Here is a 13,262-nt window from a genome sequence, read left to right as displayed (position 1 = left end):
GCGGACGCCTGACTCGCTGATAACTGCAGACCGCTACTGGCCTGCATTTTTAGCGCCGAACGATATTGACATACCCGTCATTAATTATTTGCAGCGGCGTTCCGGCTGACGCGCGTGAAGATTCTGCAGCAATTTAGTTCCGCGAGCCATGTTCGGTGCTACGGTCACCTTAGAAAAACCTAAGACGGGGGCGGGAAGGGCAGGGTCGAAGTTGCCGGGCAAGCATCGCACGTCCGAAAGCTGCACCAAAAGGATCGCCGTCGTCGGCGTCGCGACCGCGACGGCCACGGCGCTGACTGTCGGCGCGGCACCGCCCCCGCCGAAACCGGCGCCGGCGCCCGTCGTCGCCAAACACGACGTCGACCTCGCCGCCGCGTTCCGTCCGTTCACGGACCCGAACCAGATCCCGGATCTGACGTTCGGCCTCGGCACCGCCGCCTACAACTTCTCGCAGACCGTCGCGGACACGGTGCTGCGTGCGATCGTGAACAACCTAAATTTCGCGGTGCTCGCGAGGGCCGCGGGCCTCGACCCGAACAGCATCCTGGAGGGCCTCCTCGGCAGCACGCTCGATCAGCTGCCGGGAAACCTGCTGCAGGACGTGCTGAACGTCATCCCCATCCTTCCTGGGGACCTCGCGGAGGCGCTGGTCAACGGACTGGGACTGCCCGATGCGACCGCCGTGCTCCTCGAACCGCTTCTGGCCACTGCACTTTCGGCGCTGGGGATCGACAGCGTGGGTGATCTACTGACGCAACTGGTCGGGCTGGATCTCGGTGACGTTCTCAACCTCGGGAACCTTGACCTGCCCGGGGTGAACATCGTCACCGCTGGACCGCCTTTCACCTTGCTCAAGCTGCTGGGGGCGGATCTTGGCTGGGTTCCTGGACTGCCGAATTCGGTCGCCAACGACATCAACAACTCGAAGTACCTTCAGGTCGGGGTCGTCAGCCTGCTTCAAGAAGTGCTGGATCGCACCAATATTCCAGCGCTCGAGGCCCTGTTGAATCCCTTGCTGGAAACGCTGCCGGACATCGACGCCATCGACGTCCGGATACCGGTTACCGTGGGCTTCGGCCTCGGAGCTTTCGCGGCCGGCGCCGCGTATGACAAGGTCGTCGCAGACCTGCGAAACCAGCCCGGCGGCGCGGCATACACCGGCGACCCGTCGCTGCTGGGCAGTCTGACGGTGCTGCCGATGGTGTTGCTGCGCAACCCTGGTCGCGCCAATGGCGGCCTGTTCGCCCGCTTCTTCCCGTTGGCGGGCCTGCTCGGCATCGATACCGTCACCCCGGAAACCCAAGCGACGCACAGCGGGGGAATACCGCTACTCAACACCGGCCTGTCGTTGGGAGGCGCAAACCTGCTGCCCGTAAAGGTCGACGGCACAGTCGAGTACGACATCATGTCCGACTTCGCGGCATGGCCCAACCCGTTCTCCATCGCGAACTCCGTTGTCGGAGCGGTGCTGCCGACATATCTACTACGGGGTTTCGATCTTTCGAACGTGTCTCCCCAACTCGCGGAACAGATACAAGCCGCGATCCAGCGCACGACCGACCTCAACGAGCCACTGGCGCTCAACCTGTACCTCACGCTGCCCTCCAACACACTCCCGATGCTCGAACCGCTGTACCTGTTGGCCGACGCGGTGAACTTGACACCGCTGGGGGCATTCCCCAATCCGTTCGAGCGATTGGCCAATGCGCTTGCGCCCGCACTGACCAGCCTGACCAATCTCGGTTACACCGACGTGGTGCGGAACCCGGACGGCACGTACACCAGGACGCTCGACGAGGCGGGTGTGCCGACCCCGTTCATGTCGTTCCCCGACGTCAACTGGGGCCAGGTGCCGGGCGACGTCATCACCTCGCTGATCAAGGGATTCCAGAAGGAGTTCCTCAGCGGCCACCCGACACCCGGCACACCCAACGCGATCACCGGACTGCTCAAGCTGCTCAGCGGAGTGCTCGGCCCACTCGGCGGTCTCGGCGACATCATCAACGGATTGCCTGGCCTCATCACCGATGCGATTACGCCCGTCGCGGCCAATGCGGTGACTACGGCCGACACCAAGAAGATGATCACGTTGTCGACGGACCCCAGCGCCGACGAGGTCAACGGCAGGCACGCCGCACCGGCCGGCACGCCGGTGCCCGACGACACCGGCGCGACGCCGAAGCACGCCGCAGACGAAACCGAACCGCCGACAGAGGAATCGACCGCGGTGACCACCCCGGAGAACTCCAAGCCCGACGACGAGTCGACTACGACGAAACCGAAGCCGAAGGCGCCGAGGAATCCGGTGGGCGACATCGTCGGCGGCGCCACGCATACGGTCGCCGGCGTGGTCGGCGGAGCGACGCACGAAGTCGCCACCGGTGTAGCGGGCGTCTTGAAGAGCCTGGCACCGAAGAAGACCACCAAGCCGAAGGCCGACAAGACCGACAAGACCGACACCGAGAAGGACTCCGCGGCCGGCGGCGCCGGCGGAGCACCGAAGACTGCCGCCAAACCGGCTGCCTGAGGCGGCAATTGACAAGCGACGGTGCACCATGTCACGCAAACACCGCAAGCCCGGGAATCGTGTGACGAGGATTGCGGTCGTCGGCGTGGCGACGGCGACGGTGAGCGCGTTGACTGTCGCCGCCGCACCACCACCGCCGGCGTCCGTGCCTGCGGTGGTGCACCAGAACGTCGACCTGACCGCGGCGTACCGCCCTTTCACAGATCCCAACCAGATCCCGGACCTGACCGGCGGCCTCGGCACCGCAGGCTACGACTTCGCGCAGCAGATCGGCGACATGCTGCTGCGCGCACTCGTTGGTCATCTCAATCTGCCAGCACTGGGCAAGTCGGCGGGCCTTGATCTTCCGAGCCTGCTCGAGAAGATCCCGCCGGCGCTTCTCGAAGGTGTGCTCGGCGCGATCCCGATCAATCTCGGGGGCGTGCTGCTGGACAGCGTCGGGCCGATCCTGACTCCTGTTCTGCTGTCGGCACTTTCGACGCTCGGTATCACCGATGCCGGTGGCAACACCACGTTGATCAACCTGCTGGGCCTGCTCGGGCTTGACCTCAGCGATCCGCTCAATCTGTCGAATCTGGATCTTCCTGGCGTCAAGCTGATCACCTCCGGACCGCCGTTCACATTGCTGAAGATGCTCGGCTTGGATCTGGGCTGGGTTCCGGGATTCCCGAATTCGGTCGCCAACGCCATCAACAGCACGACGTATCTGGACATCGGGCTCAAGGGTCTGCTCACCACGTTGATCGACCGCCTGGAAGGCAACGTCGACCTGCCGCTGGGCAACATCCTCGCCAACCCGTTGGGGTTGCCGATCGGGCTGCGGGTCAACCTGCCGGTCAACGTTCCGGTCGGCGATCTGTTGTCGGCGTTGAAGAAGATCGTGAACAACCTGCCCGTCGACGTCGACGCGGCGAAGGTGCGGGTGCCGATCGTCGTCGGGTTCGGACTCGGCGCGTTCGCGGCGGGTTCCGCATACCAGCAAGTGGTCGACCAACTGCCGTACCAACCCGGCGGCGCCAAGTCTCCGACCAAGGCGACCGACCCGCTGCTCGGCAGTTACACGGTGTTGCCAATGATCTTGCTGCGCAACCCCGGTCGCGGCAACGGCGGGCTGTTCGCGCGATTCTTCCCGATCGCCGGTCTGTTCGGCATCGACACCGTGACGCCCGACACCCACGTGCAGAGCAGCGGCGGCATCCCGATCCTGAACACCGGGCTGTCGGTGGGCGGCGCGAACCTGATTCCGGTGAAGGTCGACGCCACCGTCGAGTACGACATCATGTCCGACTTCCCGGCGTGGCCCAACCCGTTCTCGATGGCGAACTCGGTAGTGGGCGCCATGCTGCCGACATACTTGCTGCGTGGCATCGACACCTCCAACATCAGTCCACAACTTCTCGCGCAGGTCCAGGCATTGCTGGCGGGCACGCTCAACCTGAACGACCCACTGGCGCTGAACCTCTACCTGACGCTGCCGACGAACAGCCTGCCGCTGCTGGAACCCCTTTATCTGGCAACGGATTTGACGAACTTGATGACGATGGGCGCGTTCGCCAACATGAATCCGCTTGGCATGCTGGCCAATGCGCTCGCCCCGGCGATGACCAGTCTGGTGAATCTCGGCTACACCGACGTGGTCCGCAACCCGGACGGCACGTACACCAGAACCCTGGACGAGGCGGGCGTACCAACTCCGTTCATGTCGCTACCCGACATCAACTGGGCGCAGGTGCCCGCCGACGTCGTCGGATCGTTGGTGCGGGGTTTCCAGAAGGAGTTCTTCAGCGGGCACCCGACGCCGGGGACGCCGAACGCGATCACCGGCCTGCTCAAGCTGCTGACCGGTGTGTTAGGCCCGCTCGGCGGCCTCGGCGATCTGCTCAACGGCCTGCCCGGCGTCATCACGCAACAGGTGGCGCCGGTGGCCGCCAACGCGCTGCCGGAGGCAGCCGCGAAGTCGGTAACGCTGTCGACCACGACGGCCGCCGCGCCACCGCCGGCCGTCCCGGTCTGGCAGTCGCAGACCACCGCCGTTGAGCAGACACCGGCCGAGGAGCCCGAGACCAAGACCACGTCGACGACGAAGCCGACCACCACCAGGAGCACCACGACGTCGCGGTCGACCAGTTCCACCGGAACCGTCAAGCCGGCAGGGCCGTCAGCGTCCCCGAAGCCGCCGAGCAATCCGGTAGGCAGCGTCGTCGGTGGTGTGACGAACACCGTCGGCGGTGTCACTGGCGGCCTGACCGGCGCCCTCGGCGGGTTGACGAAGAATCTGACGGGCGGATCATCGTCCGACGGCTGAGCCGTCAATGGAACGCCGACGGCTGAGCCGTCAATGGAACGCCGACGGCTGAGCCGTCAATGGAACGCCGACGGCTGAGCCGTCAATTGAACGCAAGCCAACTCGGTAGCGCACGTTCGCGGGAGTCGCACAGCACCTGACGGGTGTCGCAGTTGCCGTCCGGCACTCCCGCGCCCGCCCACATGCCGCCGGTGTCGCGGCGCAGCACGATGGCCGACGACCCGCCGCCGTCCAACAGGATCGCGGTGTCGCTGCCGAGCCCGCGGAACAGATCCTGGATCTGGTCCGGCGTATAGCTGCCGCCCTGGAAGACGTACATCTCGTCCTTGGCCTTCGAATACGCCAGCGCGGTACGCGCAGCGCTGGGACCGGCGTCGTTGAGTTGCCCGGTGTCGCCGGGGGCGAGCAATCCGATGCCGCTGACCGCCACGAACCGGACATCCCTGTCGAGCAGACCCTGGATCGCTGGCGTCGCGGCGTCGTAATCGCCAGGACCCTTGGGCGGCACCACATATGGCGCACCCGCCACCGGAAGAATCATGGTGGATAGCGCACTCCAGTGTTCGCCTCCGCCCGACAGCCCTTGCTTGCCCGCGTAGGCGACGGTGCCCGTCACCGCGGTGTTGGCCCGGCCCTGGCCGCGGGTGTTGTCGACATACGCGCCGAGTGGGGAACTGCATCCGGTCGACTTCCACGAACCACCCTGCTGGCCGCGGACGTCGAAGAAGTTCGCGTTGACGGCGATGGTCGGTTGCCCGAGGGCCTGCCACGCCTGCAGTGGGGTGTAGATCTCCGATGCCTGCCACAGCCCCTCGCCGGTGCGGGCCCGTGGGTCGCGTTCACAGCGGCTCTGGTAGCCAGCGTGTGAGTCGACGAGCAGACGCGGCGTGAGGCGCTGTGCGGCCGCCTTGATGATCATCAGGTGCCCACCGCTGGTCATCTCATACCAGTTGCCGGCGGCGTTGAGCATCGGCGCGGGCGCGCCGCCCCCGAAGTTGTAGACCAGGTAGGAGCCTCGGGTTGACGCGATCGCGTTGGCCAACAAGGTGCGGCCATCGGCCGCGCGGGCGGCGGGGGAGACCATCGTCGCCACCGCGGCGGATACCGTCAGCGCGGCGGCACACGCGGCGAATCGCCGCAGGTATCCGGGTGCTGTCGGCACGATCGCCCCTTTGCTGAAACTGCTAGGAACTACACAACATTAGTCACAGCGAACACACAGTCAACTTTGGTAACAGCTCAGCATCGGTTGGATCGCAGGTTTAGCTGAGTCATTTTCGCCGGAGCGGGTAATCCGCGTTGGGTCGGACTTCCAACGTGAGGAGCAGAAATGATCGGCACAATAATCAGCGCACTCGTGGTCGGATTGATCGTCGGCGCGCTCGCTCGGCTCGTCATGCCGGGCAAGCAGAACATCGGCGTGATCATGACGATCGTGTTGGGCGCGCTCGGCTCCCTGATCGGGTCATGGGTGACCTATCAAATTGGCTACTCGAATTCCAATGGTGGGTTCGCGATCATCCCGTTCCTGGTCGGCATCGTCGTCGCCATCGTGTTGATCGCGCTGTACCTCGCGATCACCGGCAAGCGCGGCGCGGGTCCCCGCACCGGGGCGGCGCACTAACGCGGCGCTAGCCGGTAGACGGCGTCCGCGTAGTCGTCGGTGATGTAGACGGCGCCGTCCGGTCCCGCCACCGCGGCGACCGGGCGGCCCCAGCGCGTCCCGTCATCGGATTGGAATCCGCCGACCAACGTCTGTTTGTCGCCTAGTCTGCCGTCCCGCCAAGGGAAGAACGCCACCTCGGGTGGATACGGCGGTTGCCGGTTCCATGACCCGTGCACACCCATCAGCGCGCCGACGGAATACGGGGCCGGCAGGGCCTTCTGGGTGAAGCTCATGCCGAGTGGAGCGGCGTGCGCGCCGAGGCTCTGCTCGATCGGCGGCAGCGATGCGCAGTCCAATTTGGCGCCGCCGGCGTTGGTCTGAACGTCGCGGATCAGGGGCAAGTTGGCTGGGCCGCCATCGGGATTGCAATAGGGCCAACCCAATTCGCGTCCGGGCGTCAGCCGGGCGACAGATTCGGGCGGGTGCTCGCCGACGTAGCCGGCGTCGACCTGTCCGGTCGCGGGGTCTGCCACATTGTCGCGGTTGTTCACCGCCGTCCACACCGAACCGTCGGGAGCGATCGCCAGGCCGGTGCCATTGCGCACGCCCGTCGCGAACGGTGCGGCGGGTCCGCCACCGGGCGGGATCCGCATGATGGTGGCACGCGGCGGCGTGGCGGTGCGGTCGTCGGCGGTGATGTTGCCCGTCGACCCGATGGAGAAGTACACCGCGCCGTCGCGCCCAACGGCGACGCTCTTCAGGGCATGGGCGTATGCGCCGCCCAGGTCGGGACTCTTGGCGTCGGGTAGTCCCCCTGCGACAGTGCGGGGGTTGACGGCGGCGCCGTTGGTGTAGTCGTAGGCGTCGACCTGATCGCTTTCCGCGACGTAGAGCGCCCTGCCCGCGAAGGCCATTCCGTGCGGTTGGTCGAGCCCGTCGAGTAGCACTGTGTCGCGGCCGGCGTCCAGCTTGACGATCTGCCCGCGACTCGGCACCGAGATCAGCAGTTTGCCGTCGGGAGTCCACGCGGCCAGGCGGGCCTTGGGGATGCGGGCGAACACCGACAGCGTCCAACCCGGCGGCACAAGCGCTTGGCGCGGTTGGTCGAACGGGGCCTGCGTCAGACGTGGATCGACCTGCACGGCGACCGGCACAAGACGGACCGCCGTGGGTGTCGCGGTCACGGTCGAGGTGTCGGGTGCCTGCTGCTCCGACGAGCAGCCCGCGATCAGCGCGACGCCAAGCAGCGCGACGCTAATTCGCTTATGCCGCAGCCAAACTCGCATGCATCTCCCAGACGAGGATCTCGGCGGGAGCGGTGGCGGTGACGCGTTGACCGCCGGACGCGGTGAACCGCACCGCATCGCCCTCGTGCAACTCGCCCGCGCCCTCCATCGTCACCTCACCGCGCGGCACGAACAGATGCAGATACGGCGCCTCGGGCAGCTCGACGGATTGCCCCGGTTGCAGGCGCGCGCCGTGCAGCGCGGCGTAGCGGTTGCGGATGGTGATGGCGGTGTCGTCGCTGTGCTCCGGCATGCCCGAGGCGATGGTGACAAGGCCGCCGCGCAGCAGTTCGTCGCCGATCTCGAGCTGTTGGTAGCCGGGCGTGATACCGGATTCGTCGGGCACCACCCACATCTGCACGAAATGCACTGGTTGGTCGTGGGTTTCGGATCCGGTCAGCGTCCACGAGTCGTTCTTCTCGGAATGCAGGATGCCGCGCCCGGCCGACATCCGCTGGGCCAGACCGGGATAGATGACTCCGGAGTGGCCGGTGGAGTCCTGGTGCACCAGTGATCCGCGTAGCACCCACGTCACGATCTCCATGTCGCGGTGGGGGTGGGTGTCAAACCCGGTGCCGGGCTTGACGATGTCGTCGTTGTTGACCAGCAGCAGGCCGTGATGGGTATTCTCCGGCTCGTAGTGGCTGCCGAACGAGAACGAGTGCTTGGAGTCGAGCCAGGCGATCTTGGTCTTCGCGCGATCGTCGGCGCGCCGGATGTCAATGGTCATGGCTTGCTCCTGTTGTCTCGGCCAGCCTAGGCGGGCGGCGTTGACTGCGACAACATAGATGATGTGTCATGTATTCCGTGTGGCTGACGGACGAGCAACAGCGGATCTGGCGAGGGTACCTGGAAATGACCAGTCGCCTGCAAACCGCGATGCACCGCCAACTACAGCAGGATTGCGAGCTGTCGCTGGCGGACTACGACGTGCTGGTGGCGTTGTCGGAGCGCGGGCCGCAACGGATCAACGAACTCGCCGAGGTGCTGGGCTGGGAGCAGAGCAGACTGTCACATCAGTTGCGGCGGATGCGCGGACGCGACCTGGTGGACCGGCGCGGCAGCGGCGAGGATCGTCGCGGCGCGACGGTCTCGCTCACCGTCGCCGGGCGCGCGGCGTTGGAGGCCGCCGCACCCGGTCACGCCGAACTGGTGCGGTCGGTGGTGTTCGACGGGCTGACCGCCGCGCAGCTGCGAGCGTTCGGGGCGGTGATCGAATCGGTTACCAGTCGGATTCGCTGAATTTGATGACGCCGCGGATGTTTCTGCCGTCCAGCATGTCCTGATAGCCGTCGTTGATGTTCTCCAGCGAGTACGTCTGAGTGACCATCTCGTCGATCTTCAGCTGGCCGGACTTGTAGAGGCCGACCAGCTTCGGCGTCTCGATGTGCGAGCTGCCGCCGCCGAAGATGTTGCCTTTCAACGTCTTCTGCAACATCGTGAACAGGAACAGGTTGAGCTTGACGTCGACGTCGGTCATCGCGCCCATGCCCGTCACCACGCAGGTACCGGTCTTGGCGGTGAGGATCATCGCTTCTTCGAGGTACTCGCCGCGCATCTCGCCGACGGCGATGATGGTCTTGTCGGCCATCAGGCCGTGGGTGACGTCGATCATCGGAGCGATGGCCTCGGCCATCGACGGGTAGACGTGGGTGGCGCCGAACTTGATGGCCTGGTCGCGCTTCCACTCGTTGGGGTCGATCGCGATGACGTTGCGGGCGCCGGACAGGACAGCGCCCTGCAGCGCGCTCATGCCGATGCCGCCGACGCCGACGATCGCGACCGTCTCACCGGGCTGCACTTGGGCGACGTTGGTGGCCGAGCCGAAGCCTGTCGGCACCGCGCACCCCATGATCGCGGCGGTCTCGAACGGGATGTCCTTGTCGATCTTGACGACGGAGTCCTTGTGCACGGTCATGTACGGGGCGAAGGTGCCGAGCAGGTTCATCGGCGATACCTCGGTGCCGCCCGCGTGCACGCGGCTGGTGCCGTCGGCGATGGCCTTGCCGCCGAGCAACACCGCACCGCGGTCGCATAGCGAGCGGTAGCCCTTCAGGCATGGGGGGCATTCGCCGCAGGCCGGGATGAACGCGAGGATGACGTGGTCGCCTTCTTCGATGCCGGTGACGTTCTTGCCGACCTTGACGACGACGCCTGCGCCCTCGTGGCCGCCGAGCGCGGGCAGACCGATGGGAGTGGCGCCGGTGGTCAGGTGGTAGTCCGAGTGGCACATGCCCGCGGCATGCATCCGGATCTGCACCTCATCGGCGACCGGGTCGCCGAGCTCGATCTCGTCGACGCGGAACGGAGAGTTGAGCTCCCACAGCAGGGCCCCTTTGGTCTTCATGAGTCGCGATCATAGAACACGTTCCAAAACAGCTGTCAATTAACCGCTTGGCCAGTGCTGATGGCAGCCTAGACGGAGTCATGCGCCCAGTGCGCGAAGGTCGACATGGGCTGCGAGGAGTTCAAGGTCGGTGTCGAGCACGACGGCGAGCACCCGCAATATGCGTACGACATCGAACGGCACGCGGAGTTGCTCGCGCGGGGGTGGATGATCGTCCGTGTCAGCGGGGAGATGTTGCGATACCGGCCGCAGGTGATAGTGGCCCGGGTGTGCGAGCACTCGACGCCTAGAGCGACGCGGGCAAGCCAAACTTCTCGAACAGCGCGGTGTCGAGGAACGCCACGACATGCGAAACCCCACCCGGCTCGATGTCGAGCACATGCAACTGGAACGCCTCGTGCTTGCCGGTCTCCTTGTTGCGCATGTACAGCGCCGCCGCCGGCTGACCATTGGCCGTCGTGCGGAGAAACCGCATATCGCCCGGCCCCTCCGCGGGGCAGTGCACCCGGGTGAGCGTGACGATGGCCTCCGGCCCCTGATACCAGCCGTCGAACGGGGGCATCTCCCAGATCGCGTCGTCGGTGAACATCTTCACCAGCTCGTCGATGTCGTACGCCTCGAACGCCGCGATGTAGCGGTCGAGCAAGTCCTTGCTCTCCCGCGACTCCGGCTCGGCGATCTGGTCGTCCTCGCTCGGCCCGACCTCGTCGAGTTGCGCCCTGGCCCGCTGCAGCAGGCTGTTGACCGCCGCCGTCGACGAGCCGATCGCCTCAGCAACCTCCGCGGCCCGCCACTGCAACACGTCGCGCAACACCAGCACCGCCCGTTGCCGCGGCGACAGATGCTGAAGCGCCGCCACGAACGCCAACCGCACCGACTCCCGCGAACCGACGATTGTCGACGGGTCAGCCGAGTCGTCCGGCAATGGCTCCAGCCACGGCACCTCGGCGCGTTCGGTCAGCTCTGCGTTGGCATCCGAACTGGGCAGGCCCAGCCCCGTCGGCAACGGGCGGCGCTGTCGCGAATCCAGTGCCGTCAGACACGTGTTGGTGGCGATCCGATACAGCCAGGTCCGCAGCGACGACTGGCCCTTGAAGCCGCCGTAGGCCTTCCAGGCACGCAGATATGTCTCCTGGACCAGGTCCTCTGCATCATGCAACGAGCCGGTCATCCGGTAGCAGTGCGCGAGCAGTTCACGCCGGTGCGGCTCAGCCTTGAGCAGGAACTCGTCATCGGTTTCGTGCGCGAGGACGGTCACCTGGCCGAGCTTACGCAGCCCCTCCGACAAGGCGGGCCACGCACTCATTAATGTTCCCCTGATGGCCACTACCCGCAAAGAACGCAGCTTCGACGGCGTCGGCGGTGTGCGCATCGTCTACGACGTATGGACGCCGGACATCGAACCGACCGGAGTCGTCGTGCTGGCCCACGGCTACGGCGAACACGCCCGCCGCTACGACCACGTCGCGCAGCGGTTCGGCGAATCCGGTCTGATCACTTACGCGCTCGACCACCGCGGCCACGGCCGGTCCGGCGGCAAACGCGTCTACCTGCGCGACATGTCCGAGTACACCGACGACTTCCACACCCTCGTCGGCATCGCCGCCGCCGATCACCCTGGGCTCAAGCGCATCGTGCTCGGCCACAGCATGGGCGGCGGCATCGTGTTCGCCTACGGCGTCGAGCACCCGACCGACTACGCGCTGATGGTGTTGTCCGGTCCGGCCGTCGACGCCAGCGACGCGGTGTCCCCGGTGATGGTGTTCGCCGCCAAACTGCTCGGCAAGGTCGCGCCCGGACTGCCCGTTGAACAACTGCCCACCGACGCGGTGTCCCGCGACCCCGAAGTGGTCGCTGCCTACAACGCCGACCCGATGGTCCATCACGGCAAGCTGCCCGCAGGCATCGCACGGGCGCTGATCGGTGTCGGGGAAACCATGCCGCAGCGGGCGGGCGCGCTGACCGCGCCGCTGCTGGTCGTGCACGGCGAGCAGGACAAGCTGATTCCCGTAGCGGGCAGCAAGCGTCTGGTCGAATGCGTCGGCTCGGCCGACGTGCACCTGAAGATCTACCCCCAGCTGTACCACGAGGTGTTCAATGAGCCCGAACGCGCCGTGGTACTCGACGACGTCACGTCCTGGATCGAGGTCCGCCTTTGAAAGGCTTTGTACTCCTTGTTGTTTCGCTGGTCGTGTTGCTCGCCGGCTGTTCGTCGGACGAGCATCCCTGGGTCGACGACGACGTCACCTTCGAGGTGGCCGACGGGCTGACCATTCACGGCACCTACCGCCACCAGCAGGGCGTTGGGTCGGCACCGGCGGTGCTGCTGATCTCGGAGAGCGGGCCGACGGACCGCAACGGCGACAACGCGGTCGTCGGGCCCATCGGCAACATGAGGCAACTCGCCGAACTGCTCTCCGACCACGGCGTCGCCAGCCTGCGTTATGACAAGGTCGGCACCGGCAAGACCGGGTTGGGTCCCTACCAGGGCAGGCCCAACGACGTCGTCAGCGCCGTCTACACCAGAGGCGCCGAGGCGGCGATCCGCTATCTGGCCGGCCAACCCGGCATCGACAAGGACAAGCTCTCGGTCTACGGCGTCGGCGAAGGCGCCATCCATGCGATGACGCTGGCCGACGACACCACGCCGGGCGCGCCAAAGATCCACTCGCTGGGCCTGTTTCAACCGCTGCCGGGCCGCTATCTCGACATCATCACCAGCCGGGTACGCGGTGACGCCAGCGCGCAGACCCTCGCAGCGTGGCTGGCCGCCGTCGACCAGATCCGGACCAAAGGCACCGTGCCCGACAAGCTGCCCGAGGGGCTGGGCGCCATTGTCAACGCGGGCAACGTGAAGGCCGTCGTCGAGACCGACAAGATCGATCCGCTGGCGTTGGCCGCGAGAATCCCCGCGGGCACGCCCGTCCTGCTGACCTGTTCGGACACCGACAGCCAAGCCAAGTGCGACGCCGAACAATCACTGGTCGACGCGCTCAAGCACACCGCGCTCACCGAGGTGCGACTGCAGGGCGTCAACCACGTGCTACGCGACGATCCCAGCGACAGCGTCGCCAACCTGACCAAACAGGGCCCACTTTCTCCACAGGTCGTCGGCGCGCTCGACGTGTTTGTCAGCAAGTAGAAATAGCCTGACGGTTATGACTTGCGAGCGAGAAGTGGAACGGATCGCG

Annotated in this window: 11 protein-coding genes and 1 pseudogene; 7 read left to right on the top strand and 5 right to left on the bottom strand. The window is 66.1% G+C overall.

The features are described from left to right. Positions 1 to 211: 211 nt before the first annotated feature. Together A5724_RS26905 and A5724_RS26900 are read left to right on the top strand one after the other, a co-directional pair. Complete coding sequence (locus A5724_RS26905; RefSeq protein ID WP_067809414.1) at positions 212 to 2,527, top strand: hypothetical protein; 2,316 nt, start codon at positions 212 to 214, stop codon at positions 2,525 to 2,527. Between the two features lie 28 nt (positions 2,528 to 2,555). Next, the gene (locus A5724_RS26900; protein WP_067809412.1) at positions 2,556 to 4,832 is read left to right on the top strand and encodes a PE-PPE domain-containing protein; all 2,277 of its coding nucleotides are present in this window, start codon (positions 2,556 to 2,558) and stop codon (positions 4,830 to 4,832) included. Between the two features lie 82 nt (positions 4,833 to 4,914). On the opposite strand, the gene A5724_RS26895 is transcribed toward A5724_RS26900, so the two are convergent. After that, the gene (locus A5724_RS26895) at positions 4,915 to 5,997 is read right to left on the bottom strand and encodes a phosphodiester glycosidase family protein (RefSeq protein ID WP_067809410.1); all 1,083 of its coding nucleotides are present in this window, start codon (positions 5,995 to 5,997) and stop codon (positions 4,915 to 4,917) included. A gap of 165 nt (positions 5,998 to 6,162) precedes the next feature. Between A5724_RS26895 and A5724_RS26890 the strand changes: the two genes are divergently transcribed. Next, positions 6,163 to 6,456, top strand: coding sequence for a GlsB/YeaQ/YmgE family stress response membrane protein (locus A5724_RS26890; RefSeq protein WP_067809407.1), 294 nt, complete (start codon positions 6,163 to 6,165; stop codon positions 6,454 to 6,456). Here A5724_RS26890 and A5724_RS26885 read toward each other — a convergent pair. Together A5724_RS26885 and A5724_RS26880 are read right to left on the bottom strand one after the other, a co-directional pair. Next, positions 6,453 to 7,724: a sorbosone dehydrogenase family protein gene (locus tag A5724_RS26885; RefSeq protein ID WP_067809404.1), complete on the bottom strand. Its 1,272-nt coding sequence runs from the start codon at positions 7,722 to 7,724 to the stop codon at positions 6,453 to 6,455. The two genes, A5724_RS26890 and A5724_RS26885, sit on opposite strands and share 4 nt — an antisense overlap. Further along, entirely contained in the window at positions 7,702 to 8,454 is a 753-nt protein-coding gene (locus A5724_RS26880; RefSeq protein WP_067809402.1) for a pirin-like bicupin family protein, read from the bottom strand. Before A5724_RS26880 ends, A5724_RS26885 begins: the two co-directional genes overlap by 23 nt. A 68-nt stretch (positions 8,455 to 8,522) precedes the next feature. Here A5724_RS26880 and A5724_RS26875 point away from each other — a divergent pair, with 68 nt between their 5' ends. After that, positions 8,523 to 8,966 (top strand): MarR family winged helix-turn-helix transcriptional regulator, encoded by a 444-nt coding sequence (locus tag A5724_RS26875; RefSeq protein ID WP_067809399.1) that lies wholly within the window; start codon positions 8,523 to 8,525, stop codon positions 8,964 to 8,966. Here A5724_RS26875 and A5724_RS26870 read toward each other — a convergent pair. Next, positions 8,947 to 10,071 (bottom strand): NDMA-dependent alcohol dehydrogenase, encoded by a 1,125-nt coding sequence (locus A5724_RS26870; RefSeq protein ID WP_067809397.1) that lies wholly within the window; start codon positions 10,069 to 10,071, stop codon positions 8,947 to 8,949. The two genes, A5724_RS26875 and A5724_RS26870, sit on opposite strands and share 20 nt — an antisense overlap. 105 nt (positions 10,072 to 10,176) lie before the next feature. Here A5724_RS26870 and A5724_RS34800 point away from each other — a divergent pair. Continuing rightward, positions 10,177 to 10,281 (top strand): annotated as a pseudogene (locus tag A5724_RS34800) (hypothetical protein); the annotation flags it as partial. Between the two features lie 76 nt (positions 10,282 to 10,357). Here the strand turns inward: A5724_RS34800 and A5724_RS26860 are convergent. Then, the gene (locus A5724_RS26860; protein WP_304528355.1) at positions 10,358 to 11,377 is read right to left on the bottom strand and encodes a sigma-70 family RNA polymerase sigma factor; all 1,020 of its coding nucleotides are present in this window, start codon (positions 11,375 to 11,377) and stop codon (positions 10,358 to 10,360) included. A 13-nt stretch (positions 11,378 to 11,390) separates the two neighbouring features. Here A5724_RS26860 and A5724_RS26855 point away from each other — a divergent pair, with 13 nt between their 5' ends. Beyond that, a complete protein-coding gene (locus A5724_RS26855) occupies positions 11,391 to 12,230 on the top strand; it encodes an alpha/beta hydrolase (RefSeq protein WP_067809393.1) in 840 nt (279 codons plus the stop codon). Further along, positions 12,227 to 13,213 (top strand): hypothetical protein, encoded by a 987-nt coding sequence (locus tag A5724_RS26850; RefSeq protein WP_067809391.1) that lies wholly within the window; start codon positions 12,227 to 12,229, stop codon positions 13,211 to 13,213. Before A5724_RS26855 ends, A5724_RS26850 begins: the two co-directional genes overlap by 4 nt. Positions 13,214 to 13,262: the final 49 nt, after the last annotated feature.

Origin of the sequence: Mycobacterium sp. ACS1612 (genome assembly GCF_001667505.1) — a bacterium.
In the GTDB taxonomy this organism is placed as follows: Bacteria; Actinomycetota; Actinomycetes; order Mycobacteriales; family Mycobacteriaceae; genus Mycobacterium.
Note: the sequence above shows the minus strand (reverse complement) of the source record. Positions and strands in the feature narration are given on the sequence as shown.